This window comes from Stenotrophomonas sp. STEN033 (genome assembly GCF_056856655.1).
Genome location: NZ_JBXFWM010000026.1, coordinates 1 through 15,232, shown reverse-complemented (window position 1 = coordinate 15,232; position 15,232 = coordinate 1). Strand labels below are relative to the sequence as shown.

Below are 15,232 nucleotides of genomic sequence, written 5' to 3'. Positions count from 1 at the left end.
ACCTATTGTGCCTGTCCCGTCGCTGCCAGGGCTTCGGCAATCGCATCGACCAGCATCTGCCCGGTCACCGGCTTGCGCAGGAAGCCCACCATCCCGGCCGCACGCGCCAGCTGCTCGGCCTGCGCGTCGGCACGTGCGGTCACCGCGATCAACGGGAAACGATGCCCGGAGCCACGCAACTGGCCAGCCAACGCTATGCCATCCAGGGCTGGCAGATCCAGGTCCAGCAGGCCGACATCGAATGTCTGCCCGCCCACCTCGGCCAGCGCCGCCAAACCATGTGCCGCGTGTATCACCTGATGGCCGCGTGCGGTCAGCAGGCCGGTGATTACCTGCGCCACGGTCGGATCATCTTCAACCAGCAAGACCTGCAGCGGCTGCAGCGCAGTGCCGGACTCGGCCACCGCCGCAGCGGCGCTGCCAGCCGCCGAATACTCCCAGCGCAAAGGCACTTCGAGGACGAAGCGCGCGCCTTCCCCCAGGCGGCTTTCGACCCGCATGCGGCCCCCCATCGCCATGGCCAGTTCCTGGCAGATCGCCAGCCCCAATCCACTGCCGCCGTAACGCGATGCGGTGCGGTTGCCATCGGCCTGTTCGAAACGCTGGAACAGGCGGCTTTGCTGTTCGGCACTGATGCCCGGCCCGGTATCCCGCACGCTCAGGCAGATGCCGCTCTGCCCGGGCAGCAGCTCTGCCGCCACCGACACCTTGCCGCGTTCGGTGAACTTGATCGCATTGCCCAGCAGGTTCATCAGGATCTGCCGCAGGCGCATCGCATCGCCCACTACCATGACCGGCGTTGGAAACGCTGCCGCGGGTTCAAACACCAGTCCACGGCGCTCGGCCATCGGTGCCATCAGCGCGCTTACTTCCTGCAGCAGGCGGCCGAGCTCGAAGGGACGATTATCAAGCTCCAGCTTGCCTGCCTCGATGCGCGCCAGGTCCAGGGCATCATTGACCAGCCCGAGCAGGTGCGTGCCGGCCTGTTGGATGGCGTTGGCGAAACGCTGTTGGCGCGCATCCAGCTCGGTGCCCAGCAACAGCTCAGTCATGCCCAGCACGCCAGTCAGCGGCGTGCGCACCTCATGGCCCAAGGTTGCCAGGAAGCGGGTTTTCGCCTCCGAGGCCTGTTCGGCCAGTTCCTGCTTGTGCAGCGCCAACTGCCATTCATTGCGCCGCCGCTCGCGGCGCCGGTAGCCGAACACCGCCGCCGCCGCCAACAATCCGAGCAGCAGTGCCCAGGCCGCCAGCGCCCAGCTGCTGCGCCACCAAGGCGGTGCGACGTCGATCTGCAGTGTCTGCGCGGGGGTCCACGGACCATCGGCCGCCGCACCCTGCACCTGCATGCGATAGGTGCCGGCGGGCAGCCGCGATACCAGCCGTTCGCCGTCACTGCCCAGATCCACCCAGTTCTGGTCATAGCCTTCGATCTGGACCCGGAAACGGTGCCGCGCCGGATCCACATAGGACAGCAGGCGTCCGGTCACCCGCAGATCGCGGTCGCGTGGGCCGAGATGGATCAAGGGGCCTTTCAGCCGCTGCTCGCGCGCGGCATCGTCGCGACGCACACCTATCGACTCGATCACCAACTGCGAGCCTACCGGCGCGGCAACCTTGGCGTCGGGGTTGAAACTGAGCAGCCCCGTGGCGGATACCGCCAATGCCCGGCCGCAGCCTGCGTGCGCGGGCGGCCTGGCGGTGAACTCGGTGTCAGTCAGGCCATCGCCTTCTTCCAACACCCGCACCCGCGCTGCGCCCGGCTGCCACCATAACAACCCGCGCGTGGTCGTCGCCCACAACTGACCACTGCAGCCCGCCACCAGGCCGCCGATCGCTGCCGCCGGCACCCCGTCATCGGTGCCCAGCCGTTGCTGCAGGGAGAAGCCACTGGCGTCATGGCGATAGCGCTCCAGCGCACCATCGCGCGCCAGCCACGCGCTGCCATCAGCAAGGAACACCAGGTCGTAGACCATGCCTTCCGACACCCCGGCAACACTGACGAAGCGCTTGCCATCAAAGCGCTGCACGCCGGCTCCACCGACCAGCCACAGGCTGCCATCAGTGCCCAGTCGCAGTTGTTCAACCAGCTTCTCCGGCAAGCCGGAGGCGGTGCCCTGCGGATAGGCCGCCAGCAACCGGCCATCGGCCGCACGGTGCTGCAGGCCATAGTTGATGATGGACAACCACATGCTGCCGTCGGCGGCCAGTCGCATCAGGTCAGCGCGCTGGGTCGGATCGTCGCCCACCCCCAGGTCGATACGGCGGACCTGCCCGTCCGATGGCCGGTATAGCGTGATGCCACCTGCACGCCCCAGCCAGATCACACCGTCACTGCCACGCTGCACCGACCAGATACTGCCCGGCCCCAACTGCGCCTCGCCGGCCAACTGCGACAACTTGCCGGCCGCATCCAACTGGTACAGGCCGTGCCCGCCCACCACCAGGAATCCATTGCCATCAGCCGCCGAGTTGATCAGGTACAGGCTCTCCAGCGACTTGCCGTCGAGCTGATAGTGGCTGGAAAAACGTGACCAGTCCGGGCGCAGGTAGGCCATGCCCTGGGTCAGCAATGCCGTCCAGATGCCGCCCTCATGATCCTGCAGCAGATCCAGTACGCCACTGCTGCCGGTCAGGAAGCCGCTGCCACCGTCGCCTTCCAACAACTGCAGGCGTTGCGCGTCACCGCGATACAGCCCATTGGAGCTGCCCATCCAGTAGCGCCCATCGCGATCGTGCAGCACCACCGCCGCACGCGTCTGTGCGGCCTGCGGCCAGGGCGCCGGTGATACCGCGCCATCATCCATGACCCGGTACAGGCCTTCATCGGTGCCCACCCAGATGCCGCCATCGCGGTCACCGCTCAGCCGGATCACATCCTTGCCCTGCAGCAGCGGCGAGCGCACGCTCGCGAAGCCGGCCCCCGGCCGCCAGCGCACCAGCCCGGACGTGGTTCCGATCCAGATACTGCCGTCCTTGCCCGGCAACAAGGCATAAATCGTGTCATCGGGCAGACTGCGCGGGTCGTCGGGCCGGTGCTGGTAACGGCTGATCCGGCCATCGGCATGCAACAGGCAGATGCCGCTCCCGCTGGTGCCTACCCAAAGGTCGGTGCCCTGGGTGGCCAGTGCCCATACCTGGTGTTTACAGATCGCCTCCAGTTCGGCGAAACGGGTAAAACGCTGCCGGTTGGCGTCCAGCATTGCCAGCCCAGCGCCATTGGCACCCACCCATACCCGGTCGCGGGAATCGATAAGCATCGTTTCCAGGGTGTTGCCCGGCAGCGAACCGGACACCTGCGGATCATGCCGCCAGACCCGCAAATGGGTACCGTCATAGCGCGCCAGACCATCGTCGGTGGCCGCCCACACATAACCATGGCGGTCCTGGGCCAGCGCAAGCACGGTGCGTGACGGCAGACCCTCGGCCACCCCCAGACGCCGCATGCGGGGGGTTTCAGCAAGATCCAGGGCGGCCGCCAGGCACGGCCACGACAACAGCAACGCCAACACGCCCAGCCGCGTACCTCGAAGAATCCATTTCATCAACGCCCGACACTCCCCATCGCGGACCGGCATGTATCACCACCCAACCGCCGCGACTTTAGCGCCGCCCCCGGCCCCGGGCAAAGTAACCCGAACCGGCTACGTAACAAACCGTTGCGCAATATGCGCACAAACCCTCACCTGCATCCGCCTAGAATCCCCTATCCCGACCCGGAGCCGGACCTTGCTGCCACGCCTGCTATTGCTGACCTGCGCACTGCTGTCCTTTGCCGCAAGTGCCGCCGATGAACGCTACCGGTTCGATCCGGTGCATACCCGGGTGTTGTTCTCCATCGAGCACGCCGGCTTCTCGCACGCGCTGGGAACGGTGTCCGGCAGCGAAGGCGTGCTCGACTTCGACCCGCAGGACTGGGCCACCGCACGACTGGAGGTGATGGTTCCGGTCACCCGCCTGGATCTGGGCGATGACAAATGGAACCAGGCAACCCTGGCGCGCAACCTGCTCGATGGCGCGCGCTTCCCGCAGGCACGCTTTGTGTCCAGCCGGATCGAGCCGATCGATGCCAACCATGCCCGTGTCGTCGGCCAGCTGACCCTGCGCGGAGTGAGCCGCGAGGTGGCGCTTGACGTCACCCTCAACGCCCTCAAACGGCACCCGCTGCCACCGTTCCGGCGTACTGCTGGATTCTCGGCAAGTACGACGCTCAGCCGCGCCGACTTTGGCATCGACGCGTGGCCTTCGCTGATCGGCGACAAGGTCGAGCTGCGCATCGAGGCCGAAGCGGTGCGCGATGCTGGCGCTGAAGCGCCGCCGGCGGCGGCCGACCCTGTCCCCACGCCAGACAACAGCCTCGAAGACGCCGCCGACGCGGCCCTGAAATCAGCAGCAGAAACGGAAAACCACCCATGAGCCTGAAAAACACCGCACAACGCTGGGGCAGCCTCAGCAAAAGCCTGCACTGGCTGATCGCCCTGCTGATCCTGGCCCTGGGCATCGTCGGCCTGACCATGGGCGAGTTCCCGAAGACGCCCAAGTACTTCTGGATCTACACGATGCACAAGTCCATCGGCATCACCGTGCTGGTGCTGGTGGTGGTGCGCCTGCTGTGGCGCCTGTACGCAGGCGCCCCCGAGCCGGTACCGGGCACCCCGAGCTGGCAGGAACGCATTGCCTCGGCCACGCATTGGTTGCTGTACGTGCTGATGTTCGCCATTCCGCTGTCCGGCTGGCTGTACGACTCGGCCAGTGGCCTGCGGCCATTCAAGCTGTTCGGGCTGGTCGAAATGCCGAAGCTGGTGGCCCCGAGCGAACAGGCCAGCCAGTTCTCCCACGCCATCCACGAGTGGGGCTTCTGGGCGCTGATCCTGTTGGTGCTGGCACATGCAGCGGCTGCGTTCTATCACCACATTCATCTACGCGATGCCACGCTGGCACGCATGCTGCCGCAAGGCTGGCTCAACCTTCCGCAAAAGGATTCCGCATGAACATCAAGCTCACTTCTCCCGCCGCAGTCGCTGCTGCCCTGGCCGGCATGCTGGCGGTTGCCCCGGCCATGGCCGCCGATTACCAGCAGGCACCGGGTGCCGGCTCCATCCTGGTGTTTGCCAGCAAATATGATGGTGAAGTGTTCACCGGCAGCTTCCCCGGCTTCCAGACCCAGGTCAGCTTCGATCCGGCCAATCCGGCAGCAGGCAAGCTGGACGTGACCATTCCGCTGGCCGGTGCCAGGAGCGGCAATACCGACCGTGATTCCACCCTGCAGGGCGCGGACTTCTTCAACGTCGCCAGATTCGCCCAGGCCCGTTACACCGCCAATGGCTTCCGCGCGCTGGGCAACAACCAGTTCGCCGCCGACGGTACGCTCGAACTGCGCGGCATCAGCAAGCCGGTGACGCTGACCTTCACCTGGGCGGAAGGTGCACAGCCGGTATTGACCGGCAAGGCAACGGTCAAGCGCCTGGACTTCGGCGTGGGCGGCGGCGACTGGGCCGACACCAAGACCATCCCCGACGAAACCGCGATCAGCACCATCGTCAAACTCAACGCAAAGTAAGCCAGGGGGCCACCGCCCTGTTGACCCGCAGTGTGGCTATCGGCCACGCTGCGGGCCCTGCCCAACCGGATGCCTGCCCTGCGCACGCCACGTTTCATCATCGCCGCACTACTGTTCGTAGCCAGCCACGCGTCCGCTTCCGAGCAGTTGGACATCAGCTACTACCCGATCAGCGGTGATACCCCGGCGCAGCTGCTGCAGGCCATGCAGGACAACGGCCCACAGGCCGATGACGGCAGCCGCTTCCATGGTTACACGCGCTGGAACGTGCGCTGGAACTACCAGACCAATTCACGCAGCAACGGCTGCGTGCTGCAACGTGTAGACACCCAGGTCAACGGCAGCATCACCCTGCCCAAATGGACCGGCGAGCACGCGGCCAACGCCAAACTGCGCGAACGCTGGCACAACTACAGCACGCTCCTGCGCGAACACGAGCAAGGCCACTACCGGTTTGCGCTGGATGCAGCGGCCGAAATACGCCGGCAACTGGCAGCGCTGCCACACCAGCGCAGCTGTGAAGCCCTGGTCCAGCAGGCCAATCAGCTGGGCGCGTCGCTGGTCGAGCTGCAGCGGCAACGCGAAATCGCCTACGACCGGGATAGCAACCATGGCCGCAACAACGGCCTGGAGCTCTAGCCCCGCTCAGGCCAACAGCCAGTGTTGCAGGCCCGGTACATCGAACGGCCAGTCCAGTTCCCTGCCCGCGGTATCCCGCAGCACCGGCACGCGCGTGCCATAGCTGGCTTCCAGTGCATCGTCCTCATCGATGAACACACTGTCGAAATCCGGTGCCCGCGCCTGCGCCAGCACTGCCAACGCCAGGTCGCAGAGGTGGCAATCGTCACGCTGGTACAGGGTCAATCCCATCGTCCATCGGCTCCGGCAATGCTGCGCTGCAGCCATGGCCTGCAGCAAGGAACCCGTAGAATAGCCGCCATCTCAATGCAGTAAACAGAATCAGCATGTCCGTCAGTACGTTCGACCTGTTCAAGATCGGCATCGGCCCGAGTTCGTCACACACCGTGGGCCCGATGCGCGCGGCCGAACGCTTCGTCCACCGCTGGCTGCTGGATCCGGGCCAACTGGACAACACCGTGCGCATCCGCGCCGAAGTCTTCGGCTCACTGGCCCTCACCGGGCGTGGCCACGGCACCGACAAGGCGGTGCTGCTGGGCCTGGAAGGTCATCGGCCCAACGAGATCGACCCGGACATCATCCCGGCCACGCTGGAGCGCATCCGCAGCAGCAAGCGCATCAAGCTGATGGGCCAGCGCGAGATCGCCTTCGATGAAAAGCGCGATCTGGCCCTGAACAAACGCCAGAAGCTACCGTATCACACCAACGGCATGCGCTTCACCGCCTACGATGCCGATGACCAGATCATCGCCACCCGCGATTACTACTCGGTCGGTGGTGGTTTCGTGGTCAACGAGGACGATGCCGCCGACGACCGCATCGTGCCCGACCAGACACCCATTCCCTATCCGTTCAAGAGCGGCGACGAACTGCTGGCGCAGGCCGCGCGCAGCGGCCTGAGCATCGCCCAGATGATGTTCGAGAACGAGAAGTGCTGGCGCAGCGAGGAAGATATCCGCGCCGGCCTGCGTGAGATCTGGGACGCCATGCAGTCCTGCGTCACCCGTGGCATCCGCTCCGAAGGCACCCTGCCCGGCGGCCTGCACGTCAGCCGCCGCGCGCCCACCCTGTACCGCGAGTTGTCCTCGCGGCCTGAAGCCGCCATGCGCGACCCGCTGACCACGCTGGACTGGGTCAACCTGTACGCACTGGCGGTCAACGAGGAAAACGCCGCCGGTGGCCGTGTGGTCACCGCGCCCACCAATGGCGCGGCCGGCATCATTCCCTCGGTGCTGCACTACTACGACCGCTTCTGCCCGGGCAGCAACGAGCAGGGCGTGTTCAACTTCCTGCTGACCGCTGCCGCCATCGGCATCCTGTACAAGGAAAACGCCTCGATCAGTGGCGCCGAAGTCGGCTGCCAGGGCGAAGTGGGCGTGGCCTGCTCGATGGCTGCCGGCGGTTTGATGGCCGCCCTGGGCGGCAACCCCGGGCAGATCGAGAACGCTGCCGAAATCGGCATGGAGCACAACCTCGGGCTGACCTGCGACCCGATCGGTGGGCTGGTGCAGATTCCCTGCATCGAGCGCAACGCGATGGGCGCGGTCAAGGCGATCAACGCCAGCCGCATGGCCATGCGTGGAGACGGCAAGCACAAGGTCTCGCTGGACAAGGTGATCAAGACCATGCGCGATACCGGCCGCGACATGCAGGACAAGTACAAGGAAACCAGCCGGGGCGGCCTTGCCGTCAACGTCATCGAGTGCTGAGCCGCACAAAGGCAGACGCTGGCCCCGCCGGGGCTGGCGCCTGCTGCTGTTCCTGATGCTGTGGCTGGCTGCCAGCTGGCTGTGGAGCAGTTACTGGACGGCGGTGCCCGGGCAAGGCGCCGTCGCCGCCGATGGCCGTTTCAATCTGCCCTTGGACATCCGCCCGCAGGAGCACTGGGCGCTGAATCTGGATCTCCATCGCGGCAGCTTGAGCGACGCGCAATTCGCGCACCGCACCACGCTGTGGAAGCAGGGAACGCCGGACATCGGCGTGATCACCCTGCACTGGCGACTACTGGCAAACAACGGGCAGCAGGTCGCCGCCGGCAGCGACCTCTTCCACCGCATCGACAGTTGGTCGGTGGACACCGTCAGCTGCAGCCAGCCCCTGCCCCCCATCGCACCGGGGCGCTACCGATTGGTCGGTCAACTGGACGTCGTGCCCGCCAGCGTCGCCGGCATGGACATGGCGGTGGCGGTCAGGGCCGCCAATGGCAAGGCATGGAAGAGCTGGCAGATCGATCTGGCGTGGTGGATGGCACTGCTCAACCTGCTGTTCGTCCTGCCCGTGAGCATCCTCCTGCTGCTGATCCTGCTCGCCAACACGTTGTGGCGGCGACGTCGTCGTCCGCACTAGCCACAAGCAGGCGCCGACCTGCCCACAGCACGCGCGCCCCGTCAACGTATTGCCTGTCTTGCAATGCCGCCGACGCTTCCACCAGAATCGCCCATCACAACGCTGCTTCAGGGGGAGCGGATGCACGGCGAACAGAACTCAGGCGAACAGCCGGTGCGCCGCCCGCGCTCGGCCGCACGGACCTCGGCCCCCGGCAATGGCATGGCAACCGTGCTCAAACTGCTGCTCGCCGCAGTGGCCCTGCTGGCACTGGCCTATTACATCGGCAACCGCAAGTCGGCACCCGCAGGCGCCGATACCGCCGTTGACGCTGCGCAGGCAACCGCAACCTCCGCCACATCGCCCGCCGCTGGTGCCGAGGCACTGGTGATAGAAGGCGAAAAATCCACGACCATGGCCACGGTGGATGATGCGCACATGTCGGTGCAGGAAGGCGGCAGCGTGCTGCGTATCGAGGGCAGCGTGGGCCGGAACTTCGCCAACGACATGCAGGCGCTGCTGGCTGCCCACCCGAGCGTGCGCCGCATCGACATCACCAGCGGCGGTGGTTACGCCAACCCCGGCCTGGAAGCGGCGCGCCTGATCAACCGCAACAATCTCACCGTACGGGTTCGCTCGCATTGCGCCAGCATCTGCGTGGCCTTGTGGGCCGCCGCCGGCCAACGGCAGCTGGAAGCCGATGCGGTGATCGGCCTGCATCAATGGAACCCGCAATGCGATGCCCGGCCCTCGCCGGAGCGCGAGGAATGCCATTACCAGGTGCAGTTCGCCACCGAACACACCTCCAGCTACAACGCATGGCTGCGCGCAGCCGGCTTCAATCAGCGGCTGCTGAACCTGCAGTCACAAACCGCCTCCGAAGACATGGCGGTGTTGTTTGCCCCCCAGCTCTGGGAGAACGGCGTTGAGTTCACCGCCGTCGACAGCAGCGGCGCACGCATGAGCCGTGAAGCCGTACTGCAACAGCTCGCCGACCGGGCCAAGCGCGGCTGAAACTCAGCCGCCGCGCCTGCCCAGCTTCAACACGCCTTCCAGGGCCAGCAGCGCCACCGCCAGCCAGATCGCCACATAGGTCGGCCACTGCCCGTGGCCGACGCTCTCACCGAGCAGCAATGCCGCCAGCATCAGCAATACCGGCTCCACATAGGTAAGCAGTCCAAACAGGCTGAACGACAGCATTTTCGAGGCCAGCATGTAACACATCAGTGCCACCGCGCTGATCGCTCCCAGCAACGGAATCAATACGTACAAGGCCGGCTTTTGCGCCAATGCCACCAGCAACTGTTGCCCATCGCCGATCGCCGCCCACCACGCCACCGGCAGCAACAGCACCAGTTCCACCCAGAATCCCCCCAGGTGACCAATACGCAGGTGTCGGCGCAGCAGGAAGTACGCCGGGTAGCCCAGCGCCACCAACAGCATTTCCCACGACAACCCCTGATTGCGCAGCAGTGCCCAGCCGACACCGAGCGCGGCGCTGGCCACGGCCAGCTTCTGCAGGCCCGACAGGCGCTCACCGTAGACCACCCGCCCCAGCAGCACCATCACCAGCGGCAGCAGGAAGTAGCCCATCGATACCTGCAGCGCGCGCCCATGCAACGGTGCCCACAGGAACAGCCACAGCTGCACGCCGACCATGCCTGCACACAGCGGCAACGCCCACCACAGCCGGCGCTCCACCCGCACACGTCGCAGGGTGCCAGCGATCAGCGTCCTCTCGCCGGTCACATGCAACATCAGCGCTACCAGCGGCACCGCGAACAGCACCCGCCAGCCAAAAATATCCCCGCCCTGCAGCGGTGCCAGTTGCGGACTGGCGTAATACATCAGACCGAACAACAGGGACGCGGCCAGCGAAACCAGAACACCCTTGGACACAACACACCTTTCAGAGGAAGGAACCGGCAGCGCTCGGCCGGCCCGGAACGGCAACGCGGCTCCATGATGCCGGCGTCCGGGCATCATAATCCCTGAAAGTCCTGCTGCTGGCGACGAATACCTGGCGTCCTCGTCCATCCGCCATCTGCACGCGCGCAAGCCGAAGGTGCCGGCCTCAGCCGGCGATGCGTCCGCGCTGCAGCACCGCCATGGTGCTGCAGCCATGCTCAGCGATTGACGATGCTCAACACGTCGTCAAGCAAGGCCGCTGCAGTCACTTCGGCGCCCGCCCCCGGCCCCTGGATCAACAGCGGTTGGGTGTTGTAGCGGTCACTGTGGATCGCCACACGATTGTCGGTGCCACTGCCACCGGCCAGGGCATGCCCTGGCGGCAACGCACGCAGCCCGACGCTGGCACCCTGCGCATCCAGACGCCCGACGAAGCACAGCTTCAAGCCCTGCGCACGCGCCTGCTGCAGCCGTTCGGCCAAAGGCGCATCCAACAACGACAGCGCATCTTCCACGTCCGCTGCAGGCAATGCAGCCAATTCCGCCGGCACCAGCGAGTCGACCTTGATCTGATCCGCCTCCAGCGGCACACCCGCCGCACGTGCAAGTATCAGCAACTTGCGCCGCACGTCTTCGCCGGACAGGTCGATGCGCGGGTCCGGCTCGGTGTAACCGGCGACTGCGGCTTCACGCACGCAGTCAGAGAACGGCTGGCTACCGTCGTAACGATCGAACAGCCAGGCCAATGAGCCCGACAGCACGCCTTCGATGGCATGCACATGGTCACCACCTGCAACCAAGGCGCGGATGCTGCGCAACAGCGGCAAGCCTGCACCCACGGTCGCTGCATCACCGTAGCGCGCAGTGCCCGTCGCGGCTGCCGCACCAATCTGCTGCGCACGTGCCAAGGCCGTGCCATTGCCCAGTTTGTTCGCGGTCACTACATGGATGCCCTGCGCCAACCACGGCGCATGATCGGCAGCGACGGCCTCGCTGGCGGTGGCATCGACCACGATGTCGCCAACCCGCAGGCGCCCCACTTCCTCGCGGTGCACCGGTTCATCCCCCTGCCGCTGCGCGTCGCGCGCGCGCGACAATGCCGCGTCTGGCGCATCGTCACAGACCAGGGCGATGCGCGAGTTGGCCACCACATGCAGCGATGGCAGGCTCAGCTGGCGTTGTTGCAGCGCCTGATAGCGCGCGACAAAGGCCGAACCCACCGTGCCCGTTCCCAGCAATACCAGCCGCGCCTGCGGCTGTTCCAGCGGACGCAGTACCGCGCTCATGCATCCACCGTTTTTTTACAGTTGCCAGCAGCCTGCTGCGCGTCGGCGATTACCTTGGCAGCACGCTCGAGGCCAGCCTGCAGGTCGGCGACCAGATCCTCGCTGGACTCGATGCCCACCGACAGGCGCAGCAGGCACTCGCTGATGCCGGCCGCGGCACGCGCATCGGCGCTCATCGCAGCGTGGGTCATGGTGGCCGGGTGTGCGACCAGGCTTTCCACACCGCCCAGCGACTCGGCCAGGGTGAAGTAATGCAGGCCATCGAGGAAGGCGCGCACCGCCGCGTACGGGTCCTCGCCTTCGCAGGCGGCCAGCTCAAACGACAGCATCGCGCCGAAGCCCTTCTGCTGCCGTGCCGCCACCGCATGGCCCGGATGCGAAGCCAGCCCCGGGTAATACACATTGGATACTGCATCGCTGGCAGCCAGCAGCTCCACCACGGCCCGGGTATTTTCCTGGTGCACGCGCAGACGCGCATCCAGCGTGCGCAGGCCGCGCAGGGTCAGGAAGGCATCGAACGGCGAACCGGTCAGGCCCAGCGCGTTCGCCCACCACACCAGTCGCTGGTGCACCTCGGCATCGCGCGCGATCACCGCACCGCCGACCACGTCGCTGTGGCCGTTGACGTACTTGGTGGTGGAATGCAGCACCACGTCGGCACCGAAAGCGATCGGCGTCTGCAATGCCGGCGACAGGAAGGTGTTGTCGACGACGACCTTGGCGCCGGCCTTGTGCGCAGCATCGATGACGAAGCGCAGATCGGTGATGCGCAGCAGCGGGTTGGACGGGGTTTCGATCAGCACCAGCTTGGGCGACTTCGCCAGCGCATCGGCCAGCGAGCGCGGGTCGGTCAGGTCGGCGGTGATCAACTCGAAGTGGCCCTTGCTGGCCAGCGCGTTGAACAGGCGCCAGCTGCCGCCGTAGGCATCATGCGGCACTACCAGGCTGTCGCCGGGCTCCAGCAAGGCATTCAACACCAGATTGATCGCGCCCATGCCGGTCGCGGTGATCACCCCGCCTGCGCCCCCTTCCAGCTCGGCCAGTGCTTCGCCAAGCAGATCACGGGTGGGATTGCCGCTGCGGGTGTAGTCGTACTGGCGCTTGTTGCCGAAGCCGTCGAAGCTGAAGTTGGATGACAGCACGATCGGCGGCGTCACCGCACCGTAGGCGGTATCGCGGTCAATGCCCGCGCGCACTGCCGCGGTGGCACGGCTACAGGAGATATCGGAAGTGTGGGACAGGCTCATGCGGTTTCTCCGGGCAGGCGTAGGGCAGTGGCGAGGATCGCGTCAATGCGATCGGTTTCTTTGAGGAAGGCATCGTGACCGTAGGGCGAGCGCAGCACGCGCAGGCTGCCGCGCTGGCCCAGGCCTTCGACCAGGGCGACCAGGTCCGACAGCGGCACCAGGCGGTCACCTTCAACCGCGACCACCAGGGTCGGCACGCTGACGGCGGCCGGATCAACCCGGTGCAGATCGATGGATTCGGACAGACGCAGGTAGGCATTGACGCGGGTGCGGGCGACGTACTGCGCGCCGGCGGCGTCAAGGTAATCTTCGGCGGCAACACGCACACGACCATTGACGACTTCCGGCGGCGCATCGAAGCGCTCACCAAACTCTTCCGGGGTGCGGTAGCTGAGCATGGCGAACTGACGCGCCAGCGCCAGACCATGGCTCTCAGCACACTGCAGCTGCCCCAGCGCGACGGCGCGACGTTGCAGTGCACGCCAGGCCGATGCGTACGGGTGCGGGCGATGGGCACCACTGACCGCGATCAGCTTGTGCAGGCGGGCCGGATGGCGGATCGCCAGTTGCAGGCCGACCAGCGCGCCATAGGAGTAACCGACGAAACCATGCAACTGCTCGATATGCAGTGCATCCAGCAAAGCGGCAATCGCATCAGCCTGGTCGGTGGTATCGATGGGCGCGTCCAGTTCGCCGTCGGCACCGACGAAGTCGAAGCCAAGCAGGCGACGTTGTGCCGGGTCCAACGCGCGACCAACGCCAACCAGGCCTTCGGCCCAGCCCTTCTCGGCGTAGGCGCTGTTCGCAGCGAGGTGGCGGTGCGCGGAAATACCGCCAGCTACCAGCACCACCGGCGCACCGCTTGCACCAACCAGTTCATAGCGCAGGCGCAGCGCACGCTGCCCTGCATGACGCATGCGCAACTGCAGCTCGATCTCGCCGCGCACGGCGGAGATGCCGTCATCGATACGGTCGAGTGACGCGACGGGGAAAAGCGGAGCTGCGGTAGCGGTGGCGAAACTCATGGCGGTATCCGGTAAGGAGCGGCCATCGAGCTTTCGCGGAGCTCGTGTTCGCCGTACACGCGGTACGGAACGAACCATCTTTCGGCGGACACGGAGGTCACCGCAGGATTTGGCACCAAACGCAGCCGCTTGCGCGTCCGCTGGTTGCCCCGGCTTCAAAGGGCCTGTCCCTCTGCCGGTCTCGATGGTGACGCTACATTGCCAGCGCCCCGCCGGCATGTCAATCGCTTTATTCGCATAAAGAGATAAATAAGTTTCCAGGGCAACCAAACAGGCACAATCAGGGACTGCACCAAGGACGTCTCACTGTGCCCCGCACCATTCCCATACTGCTGTCGTTGGCACTGCTATGTGCCAGCGACACCGAAGCCAGCCCAGGCAGCCGCTGGCGCGACGCCTGGGGGCTGCCTGCTGCGTCGACGCACGTGGTTGCGGCATCCCGCTCGGACGCCTTCGCCAGCCTGCAGCTGGAGGCACGCGCAGGCGGACGCAGCGCCGTGGTCAGCAACCTGACCGCCGGCCCGATACAGGTCCGCCTACAGGGCGATAGCCGGGTACCGGCCGCCACCGTACTGGCCGCAGGCGAGAAGCGCAGCCTGTTATGGCTGGCAGATGATGGCAATCCACTGCGGCTGGCCTTGGACGCGTTTCCTGGCGACCCGGCAACCCAGCCGGAGGATCACCTCTACGTGCTACCGCTGCGGAACACGAGCGTTCGGGTCAGCCAGGCCTTCGCCGGGCACTACAGCCACACCGATGCGCAAAACCTGTACGCGGTGGATTTCCCCTTGCCCGAGGGCAGCCCGGTGCTGGCCGCACGTGCCGGCCGGGTGATGCAGGTGGTCGACAGCCATGAGCAAGGCAGCCTGCTGCGCATCCTGCACAGCGACGGCAGCATGGCCTTGTACGCCCACCTGCAGGCCGGCAGCGCCAGCGTCGGCCGCGGACAGAACGTGGCCGCGGGGCAAGCGATCGCCCTGTCCGGCAACACCGGGCACAGCAGCGGTCCGCACCTGCATTTCGTGGTGCAGGCCAATACCGGGCTGGCGCTGCGCTCGATTCCGTTCCGCATGGGCAGCGCGCGCGGGGAGCTGAGGTTTCCCCGACAGGCGCCCTGAACAGCCTGCTTCGCCTGTAGTGGGGGGGGGGGGGGCGCGGCGGGGGGGGGGGGGTGGGGGAGGACGCGGGAGAGGGGAGGGGGGAGCGCGCGGGGGGGGGGGGCGGGGGGGTGGGGGCGAGACGGAG

At 66.3% G+C, this 15,232-nt stretch carries 14 protein-coding genes and 1 riboswitch; of the genes, 8 read left to right on the top strand and 6 right to left on the bottom strand.

Features of this window, described 5'->3' with window-relative positions:
• Positions 1–2: 2 nt before the first annotated feature.
• Entirely contained in the window at positions 3–3,542 is a 3,540-nt protein-coding gene (locus AC1VXC_RS10750; RefSeq protein ID WP_481538601.1) for a hybrid sensor histidine kinase/response regulator, read from the bottom strand.
• A gap of 184 nt (positions 3,543–3,726) precedes the next feature.
• On the opposite strand from AC1VXC_RS10750, the gene AC1VXC_RS10745 reads away from it, so the two are divergent.
• From AC1VXC_RS10745 to AC1VXC_RS10730, 4 genes are all read left to right on the top strand, one after another.
• Complete coding sequence (locus tag AC1VXC_RS10745; RefSeq protein ID WP_481538602.1) at positions 3,727–4,413, top strand: YceI family protein; 687 nt, start codon at positions 3,727–3,729, stop codon at positions 4,411–4,413.
• Positions 4,410–4,988, top strand: coding sequence for a cytochrome b (locus AC1VXC_RS10740; protein WP_313493030.1), 579 nt, complete (start codon positions 4,410–4,412; stop codon positions 4,986–4,988). Before AC1VXC_RS10745 ends, AC1VXC_RS10740 begins: the two co-directional genes overlap by 4 nt.
• Positions 4,985–5,557 (top strand): YceI family protein, encoded by a 573-nt coding sequence (locus AC1VXC_RS10735; RefSeq protein WP_313172930.1) that lies wholly within the window; start codon positions 4,985–4,987, stop codon positions 5,555–5,557. Before AC1VXC_RS10740 ends, AC1VXC_RS10735 begins: the two co-directional genes overlap by 4 nt.
• Positions 5,558–5,626: 69 nt before the next feature.
• Positions 5,627–6,196 carry a DUF922 domain-containing Zn-dependent protease gene (locus tag AC1VXC_RS10730; RefSeq protein ID WP_481538603.1) on the top strand — a complete coding sequence of 190 codons (570 nt, stop codon included), beginning with the start codon at positions 5,627–5,629 and terminating at the stop codon, positions 6,194–6,196.
• A gap of 6 nt (positions 6,197–6,202) precedes the next feature.
• On the opposite strand, the gene AC1VXC_RS10725 is transcribed toward AC1VXC_RS10730, so the two are convergent.
• The gene (locus AC1VXC_RS10725; RefSeq protein WP_481538604.1) at positions 6,203–6,427 is read right to left on the bottom strand and encodes a glutaredoxin family protein; all 225 of its coding nucleotides are present in this window, start codon (positions 6,425–6,427) and stop codon (positions 6,203–6,205) included.
• Between the two features lie 95 nt (positions 6,428–6,522).
• On the opposite strand from AC1VXC_RS10725, the gene AC1VXC_RS10720 reads away from it, so the two are divergent.
• From AC1VXC_RS10720 to AC1VXC_RS10710, 3 genes are all read left to right on the top strand, one after another.
• Entirely contained in the window at positions 6,523–7,905 is a 1,383-nt protein-coding gene (locus AC1VXC_RS10720) for an L-serine ammonia-lyase (protein WP_481538605.1), read from the top strand.
• A gap of 55 nt (positions 7,906–7,960) precedes the next feature.
• On the top strand, positions 7,961–8,542 hold the full coding sequence (locus AC1VXC_RS10715; protein ID WP_481538606.1) for a hypothetical protein: 582 nt from the start codon (positions 7,961–7,963) through the stop codon (positions 8,540–8,542).
• Positions 8,543–8,662: 120 nt separating this feature from the next.
• Positions 8,663–9,535 carry a hypothetical protein gene (locus AC1VXC_RS10710; protein WP_481538607.1) on the top strand — a complete coding sequence of 291 codons (873 nt, stop codon included), beginning with the start codon at positions 8,663–8,665 and terminating at the stop codon, positions 9,533–9,535.
• A gap of 3 nt (positions 9,536–9,538) precedes the next feature.
• Here AC1VXC_RS10710 and rarD read toward each other — a convergent pair whose 3' ends face one another.
• The 4 genes from rarD to metX form a co-directional block, all read right to left on the bottom strand.
• Positions 9,539–10,420, bottom strand: a complete 882-nt coding sequence (gene rarD / locus AC1VXC_RS10705; RefSeq protein WP_313493037.1) for an EamA family transporter RarD — start codon at positions 10,418–10,420, stop codon at positions 9,539–9,541.
• A 227-nt stretch (positions 10,421–10,647) separates the two neighbouring features.
• Positions 10,648–11,715, bottom strand: coding sequence for a homoserine dehydrogenase family protein (locus AC1VXC_RS10700; RefSeq protein ID WP_481538608.1), 1,068 nt, complete (start codon positions 11,713–11,715; stop codon positions 10,648–10,650).
• Positions 11,712–12,962 (bottom strand): O-succinylhomoserine (thiol)-lyase, encoded by a 1,251-nt coding sequence (locus AC1VXC_RS10695; RefSeq protein WP_481538609.1) that lies wholly within the window; start codon positions 12,960–12,962, stop codon positions 11,712–11,714. Before AC1VXC_RS10695 ends, AC1VXC_RS10700 begins: the two co-directional genes overlap by 4 nt.
• Positions 12,959–13,987: a homoserine O-succinyltransferase MetX gene (metX, locus tag AC1VXC_RS10690; protein WP_481538610.1), complete on the bottom strand. Its 1,029-nt coding sequence runs from the start codon at positions 13,985–13,987 to the stop codon at positions 12,959–12,961. The genes AC1VXC_RS10695 and metX overlap by 4 nt, the downstream gene beginning before the upstream one ends.
• A gap of 71 nt (positions 13,988–14,058) precedes the next feature.
• Positions 14,059–14,178, bottom strand: a riboswitch (SAM riboswitch).
• Between the two features lie 117 nt (positions 14,179–14,295).
• Between metX and AC1VXC_RS10685 the strand changes: the two genes are divergently transcribed.
• Positions 14,296–15,105, top strand: a complete 810-nt coding sequence (locus AC1VXC_RS10685; protein WP_481538611.1) for a M23 family metallopeptidase — start codon at positions 14,296–14,298, stop codon at positions 15,103–15,105.
• Positions 15,106–15,232: the final 127 nt, after the last annotated feature.

Coding starts and splice junctions, on each gene's coding strand:
- AC1VXC_RS10725 (WP_481538604.1), bottom strand. CDS start 6,427: ATGGGATTGACCCTGTACCAGCGTGACGATTGCCACCTCTGCGACCTG.
- AC1VXC_RS10720 (WP_481538605.1), top strand. CDS start 6,523: ATGTCCGTCAGTACGTTCGACCTGTTCAAGATCGGCATCGGCCCGAGT.
- AC1VXC_RS10700 (WP_481538608.1), bottom strand. CDS start 11,715: ATGAGCGCGGTACTGCGTCCGCTGGAACAGCCGCAGGCGCGGCTGGTA.
- AC1VXC_RS10715 (WP_481538606.1), top strand. CDS start 7,961: ATGCTGTGGCTGGCTGCCAGCTGGCTGTGGAGCAGTTACTGGACGGCG.
- AC1VXC_RS10730 (WP_481538603.1), top strand. CDS start 5,627: ATGCCTGCCCTGCGCACGCCACGTTTCATCATCGCCGCACTACTGTTC.
- AC1VXC_RS10735 (WP_313172930.1), top strand. CDS start 4,985: ATGAACATCAAGCTCACTTCTCCCGCCGCAGTCGCTGCTGCCCTGGCC.
- AC1VXC_RS10695 (WP_481538609.1), bottom strand. CDS start 12,962: ATGAGCCTGTCCCACACTTCCGATATCTCCTGTAGCCGTGCCACCGCG.
- AC1VXC_RS10750 (WP_481538601.1), bottom strand. CDS start 3,542: ATGAAATGGATTCTTCGAGGTACGCGGCTGGGCGTGTTGGCGTTGCTG.
- AC1VXC_RS10710 (WP_481538607.1), top strand. CDS start 8,663: ATGCACGGCGAACAGAACTCAGGCGAACAGCCGGTGCGCCGCCCGCGC.
- metX (WP_481538610.1), bottom strand. CDS start 13,987: ATGAGTTTCGCCACCGCTACCGCAGCTCCGCTTTTCCCCGTCGCGTCA.
- AC1VXC_RS10740 (WP_313493030.1), top strand. CDS start 4,410: ATGAGCCTGAAAAACACCGCACAACGCTGGGGCAGCCTCAGCAAAAGC.